The organism is Ensifer sp. LC11, from assembly GCF_001695835.1.
Lineage (GTDB): Bacteria > Pseudomonadota > Alphaproteobacteria > Rhizobiales > Rhizobiaceae > Ensifer.
Genome location: NZ_MBSO01000012.1, coordinates 276,021 through 291,732, shown reverse-complemented (window position 1 = coordinate 291,732; position 15,712 = coordinate 276,021). Strand labels below are relative to the sequence as shown.

Genomic DNA, 15,712 nt, shown 5'->3' with positions numbered 1-15,712 from the left:
CGAAGGAATATGCCGCACCGTTTCTCCCAGCCAAACCCTTTGCTGGGCAAGTCCCCTCTCCCCGCAGGCGGGGAGAGGGTTAGTCCTCGGGTTAAACCCGAGGAGAGGGGCAAATCCCGGGCCCTGCTTACGCTCTTTCGAAGCCGCGCGCGACCTCCCAGTCGGTGACGCGCCGGTCGTATTCTTCCTGCTCCCAGCGCCCGGCCCGTGCGTAATGCTCGATGACCTCGTCACCGAAGGCGGCGCGCAGCATCTTGGATTCGGTGAGCGCCGCCGTCGCATCGCGCAGCGTACGCGGGATCTCGCGCACATCCTTGCCGCCATAGGCGTCGCCGACGAAGGGCGCTTCCAGTTCCAGTCTGTTCTCGATACCGGAAAGACCGGCGGCGATCAAAGCGGCAAAGGCGAGATAGGGATTGAGATCGGAGCCGCCGACGCGGCACTCGATGCGGATCGCCTTGGTGTCCTCGCCGCACAGGCGATAACCGGCGGTGCGGTTGTCCTTGCTCCACACAGCCTTGGTCGGCGCGAAGGTGCCGGCCATGAAGCGCTTATAGGAGTTGATGTAGGGTGCGAGGAAATAAGTGATCTCGCTCGCGTGGGTGAGAAGGCCCGCCACATAGTGGCGCATCATCTCCGACATGCCGTATTTGCCGCTCTCGTCGTAGAATTTCGACGACTTGCCGTCAGCGCTCCAGAGCGACTGGTGGATATGCGAGGAGGATCCTGCGGCCTGATAGTTCCACTTGGCGAGGAAGGTGATGGCCTTGCCGCGCGACCAGGCGATTTCCTTGCAGCCGTTCTTGATGATCGCATGCCGGTCGGCCATCGTCAGCGCGTCGGCATAACGCACGTTGATCTCTTCCTGGCCGGCCGACGCCTCGCCCTTGGAATTCTCGACCGGAATGTCGGCGCCCTGCAGGCCGTTGCGGATCGCCCGCATCACGTCCTCTTCCTTGGTCGTCTGGAAGATGTGGTAGTCCTCATTGTAACCACTGACGAGTTGCAGGTCGCGATAGCCGGACTGGCGGGCATCGTCATAGGACTGGTCGAACAGGAAGAATTCGAGCTCGCTCGCCATATAGGCCTTGAGCCCCATCTTCTCGAGCCGCGCCACCTGCTTCTTCAGGATGGCGCGCGGCGAATGCGGCACTTCCTCATGGGTGTGATGGTCGAGCATGTCGCAGAGCACGAGTGCGGTGCCTTCGAGCCAGGGTATGCGACGCAGCGTCGAAAGGTCAGGCTTCATCGTATAGTCGCCGTAGCCCTTTTCCCAGCTCGTCGCCTTGTAGCCGGGAACGGTTTCCATCTCCATGTCGGTCGCCAGCAGGTAGTTGCAGCTATGCGTTTCCTTCCAGGCGCCGTCGACGAAGAACTGCGCATGGAAGCGCTTGCCCATCAGTCGGCCCTGCATATCCACCTGGCAGGCCAGAACCGTATCGATGCGCCCGGCGGCGACGTCTTCCTTCAACTCATCAAACGTATAGCTCATCAACTTCCATCCCATGTTTGGTCACGCGGCCGTTCCCTTGGGTCACGATATTATTGGGCCGCGTGAACGTGATCCGTTCAGGTGATCGGAGCGGGATGCGCGTGGAGATCCGCGCACAGGTTTGTTCATCCCGTTCCCACAAAAGAAAAGGCGGAAGTCGCGGTCGCGCTTCCGCCTTTTGGTCTCGGTTAGATCTGGCCTACTGCCTTTTCCGCAGCAGCGATTTCAGCCTGGCGGCGGGCCACTTCGTCACCGATCGGCGGGCCGCGGAAGCGGCGGCTCTCAAAGCCGAACCAGACCGCACCGGTCAGCACCAGGAAGCCCACGGTGATGTAGAGCGCCCAGTCGTTCGGCGGCTGCACGCCGAGGACAAAGATCAGCACCATGGCGACGATCGAGAGAACGGCAAAGAGCTTGAACATGCTCTCGCCGAGGTTCCACGGACCCATCTTGTCCCACTTCGAGGTTCCCCAGGCGAAGAGGCCGAGCGTTATCGGGATCGCGAAGGAGAAGAACAGGAAGATGACCGTGCACGAAACGACGATCGTATAAACCGGCGTTTCACCGATCGAGACCAGCGACGAACCCCAGACGAACAGGACCGAGAGGATCGAGCCGACCCAGATTGCGGCAACCGGGGTGCGGTAGGTGGGGCTCACCTTGGCAAGCGCCTTGGAGGCCGGCAGGCCGCCGTCACGCGAGAAGGCGAAGATCATGCGCGACACCGAGGTCACCGTCGCCAGGCCGCACAGCCATTGGCTGACGAGGATGGCGAGATAGAGGATGTCCTTGATGATGGGGTGTACCTGCGCATCCATCGACCAGAAGAACACGTTCCAGCCTTGCTTGGCGGCTTCGTCCATGTTCGGGATCATCAGCACGAACGAGCACAGCATGATGTAGCCGAACAGCGCCGACCAGAGCACCGAGGAGACCATGCCACGCGGCACGGAATGAGCGGCCTTCACCGTTTCTTCCGAGGTATGCGCCGAGGCGTCGTAGCCGGTAATCGTGTAGATCGGCAGAAGCAGGCCGAGCAGGAAAACCCAGGTGCCCGAAGTCGCAGGCCAGACATTGCCGCCTGCTTCACCGGAATAGTTGGAGAAGGTGAAGAGACGGGCGATGTCGTAGCTGTCGGCAGCCGCCAAGCAAACGACCGCGAGCAGGATCGCCGTCGCGAAGATCAGGTAACCGGAGAAGTCGGTGAGCCTGGCAGTCAAACCGATACCCATGTGGTTCACCAGCGCCTGGCCGCCGGTGATGATCACCAGGAAGACGATGCGCGTCAGCGTCGTGTCCGCCAGCCCGAAATAGGGTGTGCCGAAGGAACCCATGAAGAAGTAATAGGTGCCAACGTTGATGGCGCCGAGAACCGTGACGAGGCCAAGCAGGTTGAACCAGGCCGTCAGCCAGCCGGTAAAGCGGTTGCCGAGGATCGAGCCCCAGTGATAGAGGCCGCCCGCCGTCGGATAGGCCGAGCTGATCTGTGCCATGGCGACGGCGAAGACCAGGGAAATGAAGCAACCGAGCGGCCAGCCGATGCCGATCGCGGCGCCCCCTGCGCCGGCCGTCGCCTGGGCGAGCGAGTTGATGCCGCCCGAAAGAATGCAGATGATCGAGAACGACACCGCGAAGTTCGAGAACTGGCTCATGCGCCGCTCGAGCTCCTGGGCGTAGCCCATCGAGTGCAAGACACTCATGTCCTGCTTTTTGTCCAAATCGCTGTAGTCTGACATTTTTCTTCCCCTGATTTCTTCAGACCACACCGCCCCATTGCGGCAGGGTCCCATCAACCACCCGCTCCGGCTGGCCGGAACAGGACCGCGGCTAGGCCGCTCCCCAGGGTCTTTTATTGTGCTGAAAGTGCCGCTGCGCCCCGGCGAAGCAACCCTTCCAGGTAATCGGCCATGACCCTTTGGCCGATGTCATTGCGAATGAGATCGTTGCGGATCTCGATCATCACGTTCGGCAGTCCGTTGAGGACGCCGTATTCGATCAGGCTATGGGTAACGCCGTCGGCCGGCCCATAGGGCTCGTTGCGGCGGATATCGTAGGCGACCTGCCCCTTGGTCGCCGCGACAAGCATATGGTCGGCAAGGCGGCTGTCGGCGTCATGCAGGACGCCGACCTCGACCGCCCGCGGCTTGCCGAAATAAACAGGCGTGAAGCTGTGCATGGTGACGAGAACCGGCGGCCTTCCGCCGGCCTTGCGCTCCGAGACGAAGCGGGCGACCGCATCGTGGAACGGCCGGTAGATCTCGTCGACCCGCGCCTGGCGCTCGTCGGCAGACATCGTGCGGTTCCCCGGGATCTCATAGACCTCGCTGACCGCAGGCATGGCCGCATCCGCTTCCGGCGGACGGTTGCAGTCATAGGCGAGGCGCGAGAAGCGTTGATAGATCAGCGCCGCATCGAGCTTAGTCGCAAGGAGCTTTGCAACCGCAAGCGCACCCGGATCCCAGGCGATATGGCTTTCAAGCGCCTGCGCGGTAAGCCCGAGCGTACCGAGCCGCTCCGGAACCCGGCGCGAGGCATGCTCGCAGACGAGCACGATATCGCCCTTGCCTGAGGCGTTTTCGATCGCTACCGGATCGCCATCTGCTTCGGTCAAAAGTCGCGTCAACACCGGCATCCCCTCTGCCCCGTTAGACGTTCGTTAATGAAAAGAATTCTTCAGAGAATGGCGAGTGTCAATCAAAATCTGAAACGATCTCTTCAAAATTGCGATTGACTCCAATTGTGACAGCGATGTTTAATCTGTCACAAACCGGCTCTAGATCGGTTCAGGGGAGACAGTTTGAGCAGCAAGGCGACATCCACGACGGTGTCGGACGTGATCACTGCCCATTTCACCGCGCTGACGCGCGCGGAGAAGCAGCTGGCGGAGACACTTCTCGACAATTATCCCGTATCGGGGCTTGGTTCGATCACCACGGTCGCCGAGAACGCCGGCGTTTCGACGCCGACCGTCGCCCGCATGGTGCAAAAGCTCGGCTTCCGCGGTTTTCCGGATTTCCAGGCGCGGCTCCACCAGGAGCTGGAAGCGACGATCTCCAATCCGATCACCAAGCATGACCGCTGGGCCGCCAACGCGCCGGGCACCCATACGCTCAACCGCTTCGCCGATGCGATCACCAGCAACCTGCGCGAGACGCTGACGCAGATCGAGCCGCAGGAATTCGACGAAGCGGCAGCCCTCATCGCCGACCGCAAGCGCAACATCTATCTGCTCGGCGGCCGCATCACGCACGCCCTTGCCGATTATCTCTTCACCCATCTCCAGGTCATCCGGCCGGGCGTCACCGAAATCGCCTCCAATGCCAGCGCCTGGCCGCACTATGTGCTCGACATGCGCCAGGGCGACGTGCTGATTCTCTTCGACATCCGCCGCTACGAGCAGGAGATGGTGACGCTCGCCAAGTCCGTCCGGGAGCGCGGTGTCGAGATCATCCTGTTCACAGACCGCTGGAGTTCGCCGGTCGCAAAGTCCGCCTCCAGGGTCTTCCGGTCGCAGATCGAAGTGCCGTCGGCCTGGGACAGCTCGGTGGTGATCCTGTTTTTGATCGAGGCGCTGATCGAGGCCGTGCAGAGCTCGAACTGGGACGAAACCCGGGATCGGATGAAGACGCTCGAGGGACTTTTCGATTCCACCCGCATCTTTCGCAAACCCGTCTAGGAGAGGTCGCCAGCCCGTTCACGGAAATTCACACAGCTATGCGACAGTGAGCCACTCCGCCGGAAAAAGAAATGTTCTTCCAACGACATACGCGGCGCGAACGGATAAACAGCTGTCACATTACTTTCATCGCATCTCTTTAACAGCCTAGCCGAAACAGACTGAAAACCCCACGAATTTGACTAAACCCATAAGGAGAACACCAGTGATTTCAAAAACCCATCGCCTGCTTTCGCTCTCCACCGCCGTATTCCTGGCAACCACGGCGATCGCCGCTGCCGAGCCGAGCGCAGAGCTCATCGAAGCCGCCAAGAAGGAAGGCATGCTGACCACGATCGCCCTGCCCCACGACTGGTGCGGTTATGGCGACGTCATCGCCTCCTTCAAGGCCAAGTATCCGGAAATCCAGGTCAACGAACTGAACCCGGATGCCGGCTCCGCTGACGAAGTCGAAGCCGTCAAGGCCAACAAGGACAACAAGGGCCCGCAGGCTCCGGACGTCGTCGACGTCGGTCTCTCCTTCGGTCCGTCCATGAAGGCTGAAGGTCTGCTCATGCCTTACAAGGTTTCGACCTGGGACGAGATCCCGGAGAACCTCAAGGATGCCGACGGCCACTGGTACGGCGACTACTACGGCGTCATGTCCTTCCTCGTGAACAAGGACCTGGTCCAGAACGCTCCGAAGGACTGGGCTGACCTCTTGAAGCCGGAATATGCCGGTCAGGTCGCTCTTGCCGGCGATCCGCGCGCCTCGAGCCAGGCGATCCTCGGCGTTCTCGCAGCCGGCCTCGCCAAGGGTGCGAAGTCGGGCAAGGAAGCCGGTGAAGCTGGCCTCGGCTATTTCGCCGAACTGAACAAGGCCGGCAACTTCGTTCCGGTTATCGGCAAGTCCGGTACGCTCGCCCAGGGCTCGACCCCGATCATCGTTGCCTGGGACTACAACGCGCTCGGCTGGGCGAAGACCCTTGCCGGCAACCCACCGACCGAAGTCGTCGTTCCGGCAAGCAACGTCCTCGCCGGCGTTTACGTTCAGGGCATCTCGGCCTACGCGCCGCACCCGAATGCAGCGAAGCTCTGGATGGAGCACCTCTATTCCGACGAAGGTCAGCTCGGCTGGCTGAAGGGCTTCTGCCACCCGGTGCGTTTCAACGCCATGGTCAAGGCCGGCAAGGTTCCGCAGGATCTGATCGATGCCCTGCCGCCGGCTGCGTCTTACGAAAAGGCCTACTTCCCGACGATCGAAGAGCTTGAAGCCAACAAGGCTGCCGTCACCGGCGGCTGGGATTCCGTCGTCGGCGCGAACGTCCAGTAAGCCTTTCCACAACCATGTCGCCCCGACCGGTTTTCCGGCCGGGGCGCATACGTTATTCGTAAGAAATTCAATTCTTTGGAGTGGGATGAGGAAAGTGTGCGCGGGTTTCCGCCGCATCCCGCTCTGACTTGCAAGAATCAATAAACGTCCGCGTCGACAACGCGGCTTCAGGGGCGAACGGAATGTCATCTGCTAAACCCGACGGTAGCCCGCCGGCGCGTCGCCTACCGCTGCACTGGCTGGGCATCCTGCCTTTTGCCGCGTTCGTGACGCTGTTTCTGATATTGCCGACGATGAAGATCGTGGTCGGTGCTTTTCAGACACCGGACGGCAGCCTCACGTTCGAGAATATCCGAGGCCTGTTCACACCCTCGATCCTGGCGGCCTACTGGATCTCCATCAAGATCAGCATCGCCTCGGCGCTTCTCGGCTGCCTGATCGGCTTTGCCATGGCGGCTGCCATCGTCTTCGGCGGCTTGCCGAAGGGGATCCGCGGACCCCTCCTGACCTTTTCCGGCGTTGCCTCCAACTTTGCCGGCGTGCCGCTCGCCTTCGCCTTCCTCGCGACCCTTGGGCCCGTTGGCATCGTCACCGTCTTCCTGCGTTCGAATTTCGGTCTCGACCTCCGGATGCTCGGCTTCAACCTCCTGTCCTTCTGGGGGCTGACAGTCACCTATCTCTTCTTCCAGATCCCGCTGATGATCCTGATCATCACGCCGGCGCTCGACGGGCTGAAGCGCGAATGGCGCGAAGCGGCCGAAATCCTCGGCGCCACGGGCCTGCAATACTGGCGCATGGTCGCCTTCCCGATCCTGCTTCCCTCGCTGCTCGGCACGCTGGCGCTGCTTTTCGCCAACGCCTTCGGCGCGGTTGCAACCGCGATCGCGCTCACCGGCTCGTCGCTGTCGATCGTGCCGATCCTGCTCTTTGCTCAGATCCGCGGCGACGTGCTCGGCAATCCGCATCTCGGCTACGCCCTCGCCTTCGGCATGATCGTCGTCACCGGCATTGCCAACGCGATCTATATCTGGCTGCGCGGCCGCAGCGAAAGGTGGCTGAAATGAAAAAGATCTGGGCCTGGGGAGCCCTTCTTTTCGGCCTCCTCTATTTCACCCTGCCGCTCATCGGCATGACCAACTTCTCCTTGAAGATGCGTCGCGGCGAATACTCCTTCGACGCCTATGCCAAGGTTTTTGCCGATCCGCGTTTCCAGGAGACCTTCAGCTATTCGGTGCTGCAGGCACTGTTCACCATTGTCTTCGGCGTGCTGCTCGTCGTGCCCACCGCCTATTGGGTTCGGCTCAAGCTGCCGCGGCTGCGTCCCTATATCGAGTTCATCACGCTGCTGCCGCTGGTCATTCCGGCGATCGTCATCGTCTTCGGCTATATCCGGCTCTACAACACCTCGAGCTGGCTGCCGCTGACGGGTTCGCTGACCGGTACCAACATCCTCCTGATGTTCGGCTATGCGACGCTCGCTTTGCCCTACATGTACCGCGCCGTCGATACCGGCCTTCGCACCATTGACGTCGCCACCCTGACCGAAGCCGCACAGAGCCTCGGTGCCGGATGGGCGACGATCCTCGCCAGGATCATCCTGCCAAATGTGCTCGTCGCGGTGCTGTCGGGCGCCTTCCTGACCTTTGCCATCGTCATCGGCGAATTCACCATGGCAGCACTTCTAAACCGCCCGGCTTTCGGCCCGTACATGCAGCTCCTTGGCGCCAACCGCGCCTATGAGCCTGCAGCACTCGCCGTCATCGCCTTCGGCATCACCTGGGGCTGCCTCGGCCTCATCCAGCTCGTCTCGCGCTTCCAAAAAAGCGCGCCCCCCAAGGCCTGAGGACCGCACCCATGAGTTTTCTTTCACTCACCAGCATCAAGAAGTCCTTCGGCCCGGTTCAGGTCGTCCATGATTTCAACATGGACATCGAAAAGGGCGAGTTCGTCTCGTTCCTTGGCCCCTCGGGCTGCGGCAAGACGACCGTGCTTCGCATGATCGCCGGCTTCGAGACGCCGACCAGCGGCAAGATCGTCATCAACGGCCGCGACCAGAATTCGCTGAAGCCCAACCAGCGCAACATCGGCATGGTGTTCCAGGCCTATGCGCTGTTTCCCAACATGAACGTGCAGGACAACGTCGCCTTCGGCCTCAAGGTCGCGGGCGTCGACAAGTCGGAGATCGACTCGAGGGTGAAGCAGATGCTCGGGCTGATCAAGCTCGAGCACCTGGCGGACCGCTTCCCCTACCAGCTCTCCGGCGGCCAGCAGCAGCGCGTTGCGCTCGCCCGCGCCATTGCGGTCAAGCCGCAGGTGCTGCTGCTCGATGAGCCGCTATCGGCGCTCGACGCCAAGATCCGCGTGTCGCTGCGCGAGGAAATCCGGCAGATCCAGCAGCAGCTCGGCATCACCACGGTCTTCGTCACCCACGACCAGGAAGAGGCGCTGTCGATCTCCGATCGCATCGTCGTCATGAATGCCGGCCGTGCCGACCAGATCGGCACCCCCTTCGAGATCTACAACACGCCGTCGACGCGCTTCGTCGCCTCTTTCGTCGGCACGCTGAACATCATCGAAGGCAAGGTCGCGGATCCGGCCGCAGGCGCCGTGACGATCGGCAACCAGCAGGTGGCGCTGAAGGACCCGATTGCCGGCATGAAGGGCGGCGACAGCATCTCGCTGGCGCTGCGCCCGGAAGCAGGCTCGATTGCAGAAGGGGCAAAGGGCGATACGGCACTTGCAGGCGAGGTCGTCTCGACGAGCTTCCTCGGCTCGGTCATCCGCACACGGCTGCGCGTCGGCGGCGATGTCATCTCCTTCGACATGTTCAACAATCCGGGCGTCACCCCGCCGGTTTCCGGCGACAACGTCACACTGCGCTTCGCCGCCAAGGACCTGCTGGTCATTCGCGAGTAGTGCCGGGCTCGCGGTCGGCAGCGGCTGGCGCATCTGCTCCGGCAGTGGCTGCAGAACCAAGCGGAGGAGGATGGCATGGGCGATCGGCATAGGAACGTCGCGAGGGCTCGCCGTCATGGCTAAGGCCGCGCCAAGCGCCTTCGTCCTGCACCTCCGCGACGAGCTCGCTGACATCGGGTTCGTTCAGATCGAGCGCTTCTTTGGCGGCTGGGCTTATCTGGTCGCGGACAGGCGCTTTGCCGTCAGCATCAAGGACCGGCTCTACTTCCGGGTCGACCAGCCGCTGCGAGAGGCGCTGGCCGCCGCCGGCTGCCAGCCTTTCACCTATGACAAGGGCGGCAAGACCGTCACCGTGCACCGCTTTTACGAAGCGCCGCCCGATTGCCTCGACGACCGGGATGCGCTCGTCCACTGGGCCGAACGCGCGCTGGCGGCGCAAGACGAGTAGCCGCGCACGGCTCGCGAGTACAAGCAACCGGTGAAGGCGGGAATGGATTTGTTCCGGGCCCGCGCCTGATAAAAAAATCTGTCGTGATTTCCTCTCTTTTCGTCGCGCCGTGCGTTTGACCCCGCTCGGACGGCCTATATAGTCGCGTTGTTCTCAGGGCGGGGTGAAATTCCCCACCGGCGGTAGCGAGGGAAACCTCGAAGCCCGCGAGCGCCTTGAAGCTCACGCTTCAGGGGTCAGCAGATCCGGTCGAATTCCGGAGCCGACGGTCACAGTCCGGATGGAAGAGAGCAAGCAGCAACGTGGGTCCCACGCCGGGACCTCGCGCGCATGCATGTTCGCCCGACGGGATCATTGGAAACGCCAAACCCTGAAAGGCTTGAGACCATGACCATTCTTTCCCACCCCGCCGCCAAGATCGCGATCGTTCGTGCCCGCTGGCACGCCGATATCGTCGACCGCTGCGTCGATGCCTTTGTCGCGCAATGGACGAAGCTCGGCGGTTCGGCCGCCGATGTCGAGATCTTCGACGTGCCGGGTGCGCTCGAAATCCCGCTGCATGCGCAGACGCTGGCAAAGACCGGCCGCTATGCCGCGATCCTGGGCACCGCCTTCGTCGTCGACGGCGGCATCTACCGCCACGACTTCGTTGCCGGCACCGTGCTCGACGGTATGATGCGCGTCCAGCTCGACACCAACGTGCCGGTGCTTTCGGCCGTGCTGACCCCGCACAATTTCCAGGAAAGCGAACCGCTGATCGCCTTCTTCCGCGAGCACTTCGTCACCAAGGGCACGGAAGCCGCCAACGCCTGCGCCCAGATTTTGGACGCCCGCGCCAAGCTGGCGCTGGTCAACGCCTGATCTGCCGTTTGCCTGGCAGCGCCATTCGATGACGTTAGGGGCGGCTGCCCCTCATCCGGCCTGCCGGCCACCTTCTCCCCGCATGCGGGGAGAAGGACACGCGTTGCACACTTCGCGTCCGCACCTCAACGCCCCACAGGTGACGGCCTTCGTCAGCAACACCTCTTTGGCGCCTGCTGGGCTCGACCGTTCCCTCTCCCCGCCTGCGGGGAGAGGGCAAGTCCTCGGGTTAAACCCGCGGAGAGGGGCAAGCCGCACCCGCCGCTCTCCATGTGCAGAACTGCTCGATCGCCGGCCGCGCCTGAATCAACCTCTGAACTGCCTGAATCGATCCGGCAGCCTCAGCCGGCAACCACCTGTTTCGACTCGCAAAATCCGGCCTACTGCGCCGCTTCGCCCTTGCGCAGGCTGCGCTCCAGCGCCGCCATGCGGTGACGGTGGCCGCCGGCCTCGTAGCCGACGATGGTGACGACGGGCGCGAACATCAGGATGATCAGGCACATCGCCATATCGAGCCCGGCCATCGCCGCGACGACGGACGCGGCCAGCACCAGCGCCGTGCCGAAGAGCAGCCAGAGATGCAGCCGGTCCGTCTGCCGCAGCAGATAGGTATACATCGCATAGACGAGGCCGATGTAGCACGCGACGGGCACGGCAACCGTCAGCACGGTCGCGACCGAACCGATATGCGCCTTGTGCTCGATGTAGTAGGCCGCCACATGCAGCCCGGCGCCGGTTGCCACGATCGCGGCAAAGATCGGTATGTGGCCATAGCCCCAGACAAACGACCGCTTGAGGCGGTGATGATGCAGCACCTCGGCGCTCGGCAGCAGGAAATAGATCCACCACATGCCGAAGGTAAGCCCGGTGCCAGCCAGGCAGACGAGCGCGACATCGAGGTTCCAGCCCTGCCCTTCGACGACGGCGGTGATCGAGGCGACGGTGCCGACCACCCCTTCCCCAAGCGCGATGATCGCAAGCAGGCCGTAGCGCTCGGCGATGTGATGCGCATGCCAGGGCGTGCCGCCATGGCGCATCTCGGCGATGTAGGGGCCGAGCATCTCGACCGCCGTCAGAACGACGACCATGGAAAAGGTCACGGCAAGCGAGAAGTCGAAGAAGATCAGCACGATCCAGCCAAGCTGGGCGACGCCGATCGCCTTCACATAGGCCATGCAGGCGCCTCGCCGCGCCGGGTCCTGTCGACTGGCGCGCAGCCACTGGAACACCATCGCCACGCGCATGACGACATAGCCAAGCACCATGACGCCATTGTTGAGATGTTCGCCCTTGTCGATCGACTCGAACATCGGCGGCAGGCCGATCGCCAGGATCAGCACGCCGACCATCTGCACCATGGTGACGCTGCGGAAAATCCAGTCGTCGGTGTCGTAGGCGGACGCGAACCAGCTGAAGTTGATCCAGGCCCAGCAGATGGCGAAGGTGGCAAAACCGAAACCGATCAGGCCGGCGGCGAAGTGCCCCTCGGCGAAGAGATGCGCGAGCTGCGAGGCGGCAAGACTGAAAGCGATGACGAAGGTGAGATCGAAGAGCAGTTCGAGCGTGGTTGCGGCCCTGTGGCGCTCGTGCGTATCGCGGCCGCTCATGCGCGCCACGTGGTGGTGAGCGCTCGGATGCGGTTCGGTCGAGGTATTTTCGCTCATGAAGGGACGCCTCTTACTGACGATCTCCAAGCATATTCAAATATTTGCGAAAGCGTCGTCAAGGCATGGCGCGCGCTCAACGTAAAAACGCCCGGCATCGCTGCCGGGCGTTTCGTCACGACGCCTGAGGGAGGATCAACGGGCGTCGCGATTCAGGTTCAAGCCTCAGATCACGATGATTTGCGTCGGGACGACCCAAGTCATCGTGATCGATTCCTTAGTGAGAGCGGAATACGGGCGGAAAACCGCACGCGCCTTTCCTCATCCCGCTCTAGCGGCATCGAGGCGATCGATTGCCTGGACGTTGCCGGCCGAAGGGCCTTCCGGGTCGAATTCGGAGGCGAGCCAGGTATCGACGATCGCCTTCGCCAGTTCAGAACCGATGACGCGGGCGCCCATGGTGATAATCTGGGCGTTGTTCGACTTCGCGGCCCGCTCGGCCGAATAGGTGTCGTGCGTCAGCGCCGCGCGGATGCCCGGCACCTTGTTGGCAGAGATGCAGACGCCGATGCCGGTGCCACAGAAGAGGATGCCGCGCTCGTGCTTGCCCTCGACGACCTCTTGCGCCAGCTTCTGCGCGAGGTCCGCATAGTAGCCGGACTGGCTGAGGTCCACGACCTCCACGTCGCTCCGGCCGCCGAGATGGGCGGCGATGACGTCCAGCAGGGGCTTGCCGGCGCTGTCCGCCCCGATTGCAATCTTCATGATTGTTCCTTTCCATTCTTCAGGAACTGCAACTGCGGAAGGCTCAGATCGCCCTTGCGACACGCTGCAGAATGTCGAGATAGCCGGTGACGTCCCAGGCGGAGCGGCCGATGAAGAGGCCGTCAATATGCGCCTCCGTGATCAGTTCTTCGCAATTGCCGGGATTGACGCTGCCGCCATAGAGCACCGGCACGCGTCTGCCGAGCGCCGCCTCGGCCGCCTCGGCGATGCGCTTGTGGCGCTCGTCGGCATAGTCTGACGTCGCCGGAATGCCATTGACGCCGATCGCCCAGACCGGCTCGTAGGCAAAGAGGATCGTCGCCATTTTCGCCTCGCCGTCGAGAAGCGCCAGCGCGCCTTCGACCTGGCGCTTCAGCACCGCGTCCGCCTCGCCCGCCTCGCGCTCGGCCAGCGTCTCGCCGATGCAGATCAGCGGCACCAGGCCATGGCGTATGGCCGCTGCCGTCTTCAGGCCGACGGTGCGGTCGGTTTCGCCGAAATGCTCACGCCGCTCGCTGTGGCCGAGCTCGACCACGTCGAGGTTGCAGTCTCTCAGCATCAGCGGCGAGACCTCGCCAGTCCAGGCGCCGGCATCGTCCCAATGCATGTTCTGCGCGCCGACCTTGACACTGGTCTCTGCAAGCCGCGCCTTGACCTCGCGCACCGCCGTGAACGGCGGAATGACGAAACGCTGGATGCGTTCGTCGCGCGACGTGTCGGCAGCGGCGAGACCGTCGGCAAAGGCCATCGCCTCGGCCAGCGTCTTGTTCATCTTCCAGCTGGTGCCGACCCAGAGTCCGGACTTGCTCATGCCTTCTCCTTGCGATTGTCGACCCTGACCAGCCGGATGCCTGCCTCTTCGAGCGGTGCTGCGTGCTCGGCCGAAACTTCGGCGCCGGTCAGCACCGCATCGAAAGCATCGAGCCCGGTCAGGAAATGGAGCGCCGAGCGCCCGAATTTGTCGTGGTCTACCAAGAGGTATTTGCGCTTGGCCGCCTTCACCATCAGGCGCTTGGCCTGCACCACCTCCTGGTCCTGGTGGAAGGCCGCGGTCCCCTCGATCGCCGAGCTTGAGAGGAAGGCGATGTCGACGCGCAGCGAACGCAGCGCTTCGTCGGTGACGATGCCGAAGAAGCCGTTGAACTTCTTGCTGTACTGGCCGCCGAGCGCGATGACGTTGATGCCGGCAGCACCCGAAAGGCTGGTGATCACGCCGAGATTGTTGGTGATGACGGTTAGCGGGCGGATGTCGCGGATGCAGTCGGCGATCGCGCCCGTCGTTGAGCTGTCGTCGATCAGAATGCTTTGGCCCGGCTCGATCAGCCCGGCCGCATGTTCGGCGATCCGGCGCTTCTCGGCCGTGGCGATCTTCTCACGGTAGCGGAAGTCGCTTTCAAATTGTGGGCTTGATTGAATCGAGGCGCCGCCGTGCACCTTGCGCAGGAGCCCCGCCTGCTCGAGATCGTCGAGATCGCGATGCACCGTCATTTTACTGACGCCGAAGCGTAAGGACAGGTCCTCGACGGACGCCGTTCCGGCCTCCATCAGCACATCCATGATCGCTTGTCGCCTGTCTTCCGGCTTCATCGTCTCGGCCCCGACTACGCGCAGCCGTGGCCGCGCTCACAGTGAGAAGATAACACCTATTTGTGATATTTCAATTTCCGTTGTGTGATTTTGTGATGTTTCAATGTGATTTCTGTGCACGATTGAAGCCCGTGTCGATGTAGGGCTCCCAGAACTCGACCGACTCCCGGATCATCTCGACGACGTTGTGATCGGTCGGCTCGCGCTCGCGGAAGGAAAGCTCCAGGCAGATCTCGTTGTCGGTGCCGCCACCGGCCTGAACCGCGCCGATCAGCTTTTCCGGCGTGATGCGGCCGTCCCGGTTGTAGGCGGCGGTAAACGGCCAATGGCCACCCTTGTTCATCGACGACTGCTTGATGTGGATGATCGGCGAGCGCTCGGGGAAAGCGCCGGCCCAGGCATAGGGGTCGATGTCATCGGGGTTGTCGGAGGTGACGTCGCCGTGGTCGATATCGACCATCATCTTCATCGGGATCGGCAGATCGGCCTCGGCCAGCCGCCGGTCGAGCGCCCGGCATTCGGCAATAGTATGGCCGAACTCGCGGCCGACCGACATCGGCTCCCAGAACACATAGGAAAGCCCCGCCGCCTTGCCGTGTTCGGCAACCTCGCGCCAGCAGTCGATGGCGATCCGCATCATCTCCTCGCGCCGCGCCGGGTCGTCGTAGTCCTTCAGCGTGAAGATTGCGAATTGCGTGCCCATACCGGACGCGCCGAGTTCGGCGGAAATATCGGCAAAGGTCTTGAACCAGTCGACATAGTAGCGCCTGACATCCGGGTCCGGATGGCCGAAATGGTTGAGCCGGCCATAGGGGCCGGTCATGCCCGAGGTGATCTTCACGCCGGTGCGATCAAGCGCCTTGCGAAACTGCCGAACGGTCTTGGCGATCGTTGCCGCCGGCCAGCCGGGATTGGCGAATTCGTGGGTCAGCTGCACGTAGCCGATGCGGATCTTCTCGGCGATCGTGTCGATCAGGTCGTCGGGCTCGGCGAAGCGGTTGACCAGCGGATTGGTGTTGAGCGACAGCGTGAAGGCCACGACCTTACTCCC

At 62.6% G+C, this 15,712-nt stretch carries 15 protein-coding genes and 1 riboswitch; of the genes, 7 read left to right on the top strand and 8 right to left on the bottom strand.

What is annotated here, in order from left to right; translation table 11 throughout:
* Positions 1–127: 127 nt before the first annotated feature.
* The 3 genes from BBX50_RS10090 to BBX50_RS10080 form a co-directional block, all read right to left on the bottom strand.
* Positions 128–1,492: a glutamine synthetase family protein gene (locus BBX50_RS10090; protein ID WP_065775167.1), complete on the bottom strand. Its 1,365-nt coding sequence runs from the start codon at positions 1,490–1,492 to the stop codon at positions 128–130.
* A gap of 188 nt (positions 1,493–1,680) precedes the next feature.
* On the bottom strand, positions 1,681–3,228 hold the full coding sequence (locus BBX50_RS10085) for an amino acid permease (RefSeq protein WP_065775166.1): 1,548 nt from the start codon (positions 3,226–3,228) through the stop codon (positions 1,681–1,683).
* Between the two features lie 113 nt (positions 3,229–3,341).
* The gene (locus tag BBX50_RS10080; protein WP_083213638.1) at positions 3,342–4,115 is read right to left on the bottom strand and encodes an N-formylglutamate amidohydrolase; all 774 of its coding nucleotides are present in this window, start codon (positions 4,113–4,115) and stop codon (positions 3,342–3,344) included.
* A gap of 174 nt (positions 4,116–4,289) precedes the next feature.
* On the opposite strand from BBX50_RS10080, the gene BBX50_RS10075 reads away from it, so the two are divergent.
* The 7 genes from BBX50_RS10075 to BBX50_RS10045 all read left to right on the top strand — a co-directional run bounded on the left by BBX50_RS10075 (position 4,290) and on the right by BBX50_RS10045 (position 10,705).
* Positions 4,290–5,168: a MurR/RpiR family transcriptional regulator gene (locus BBX50_RS10075; protein ID WP_065775164.1), complete on the top strand. Its 879-nt coding sequence runs from the start codon at positions 4,290–4,292 to the stop codon at positions 5,166–5,168.
* A 205-nt stretch (positions 5,169–5,373) separates the two neighbouring features.
* Entirely contained in the window at positions 5,374–6,480 is a 1,107-nt protein-coding gene (locus BBX50_RS10070; RefSeq protein ID WP_065775163.1) for an ABC transporter substrate-binding protein, read from the top strand.
* 182 nt (positions 6,481–6,662) lie between these two features.
* Entirely contained in the window at positions 6,663–7,544 is an 882-nt protein-coding gene (locus BBX50_RS10065; RefSeq protein WP_065775162.1) for an ABC transporter permease subunit, read from the top strand.
* Positions 7,541–8,323: an ABC transporter permease gene (locus BBX50_RS10060; protein ID WP_065775161.1), complete on the top strand. Its 783-nt coding sequence runs from the start codon at positions 7,541–7,543 to the stop codon at positions 8,321–8,323. The genes BBX50_RS10065 and BBX50_RS10060 overlap by 4 nt, the downstream gene beginning before the upstream one ends.
* A gap of 11 nt (positions 8,324–8,334) precedes the next feature.
* The gene (locus BBX50_RS10055; RefSeq protein WP_065775160.1) at positions 8,335–9,396 is read left to right on the top strand and encodes an ABC transporter ATP-binding protein; all 1,062 of its coding nucleotides are present in this window, start codon (positions 8,335–8,337) and stop codon (positions 9,394–9,396) included.
* 115 nt (positions 9,397–9,511) lie between these two features.
* Positions 9,512–9,844: a TfoX/Sxy family protein gene (locus tag BBX50_RS30255; protein WP_065775159.1), complete on the top strand. Its 333-nt coding sequence runs from the start codon at positions 9,512–9,514 to the stop codon at positions 9,842–9,844.
* A 145-nt stretch (positions 9,845–9,989) separates the two neighbouring features.
* A riboswitch (FMN riboswitch) is annotated at positions 9,990–10,140 on the top strand.
* A 91-nt stretch (positions 10,141–10,231) separates the two neighbouring features.
* The gene (locus BBX50_RS10045; RefSeq protein ID WP_065775158.1) at positions 10,232–10,705 is read left to right on the top strand and encodes a 6,7-dimethyl-8-ribityllumazine synthase; all 474 of its coding nucleotides are present in this window, start codon (positions 10,232–10,234) and stop codon (positions 10,703–10,705) included.
* A 380-nt stretch (positions 10,706–11,085) separates the two neighbouring features.
* Here BBX50_RS10045 and BBX50_RS10040 read toward each other — a convergent pair whose 3' ends face one another.
* The 5 genes from BBX50_RS10040 to BBX50_RS10020 all read right to left on the bottom strand — a co-directional run bounded on the left by BBX50_RS10040 (position 11,086) and on the right by BBX50_RS10020 (position 15,700).
* Positions 11,086–12,369 carry a low temperature requirement protein A gene (locus tag BBX50_RS10040; protein WP_201723464.1) on the bottom strand — a complete coding sequence of 428 codons (1,284 nt, stop codon included), beginning with the start codon at positions 12,367–12,369 and terminating at the stop codon, positions 11,086–11,088.
* Positions 12,370–12,630: 261 nt separating this feature from the next.
* Positions 12,631–13,074, bottom strand: a complete 444-nt coding sequence (locus BBX50_RS10035; RefSeq protein ID WP_065775157.1) for an RpiB/LacA/LacB family sugar-phosphate isomerase — start codon at positions 13,072–13,074, stop codon at positions 12,631–12,633.
* A 43-nt stretch (positions 13,075–13,117) separates the two neighbouring features.
* A complete protein-coding gene (locus BBX50_RS10030) occupies positions 13,118–13,885 on the bottom strand; it encodes a triose-phosphate isomerase (protein WP_065775156.1) in 768 nt (255 codons plus the stop codon).
* Positions 13,882–14,661, bottom strand: a complete 780-nt coding sequence (locus BBX50_RS10025; RefSeq protein WP_065775155.1) for a DeoR/GlpR family DNA-binding transcription regulator — start codon at positions 14,659–14,661, stop codon at positions 13,882–13,884. Before BBX50_RS10025 ends, BBX50_RS10030 begins: the two co-directional genes overlap by 4 nt.
* Positions 14,662–14,761: 100 nt before the next feature.
* Complete coding sequence (locus BBX50_RS10020) at positions 14,762–15,700, bottom strand: TIM barrel protein (RefSeq protein WP_065775154.1); 939 nt, start codon at positions 15,698–15,700, stop codon at positions 14,762–14,764.
* Positions 15,701–15,712: the final 12 nt, after the last annotated feature.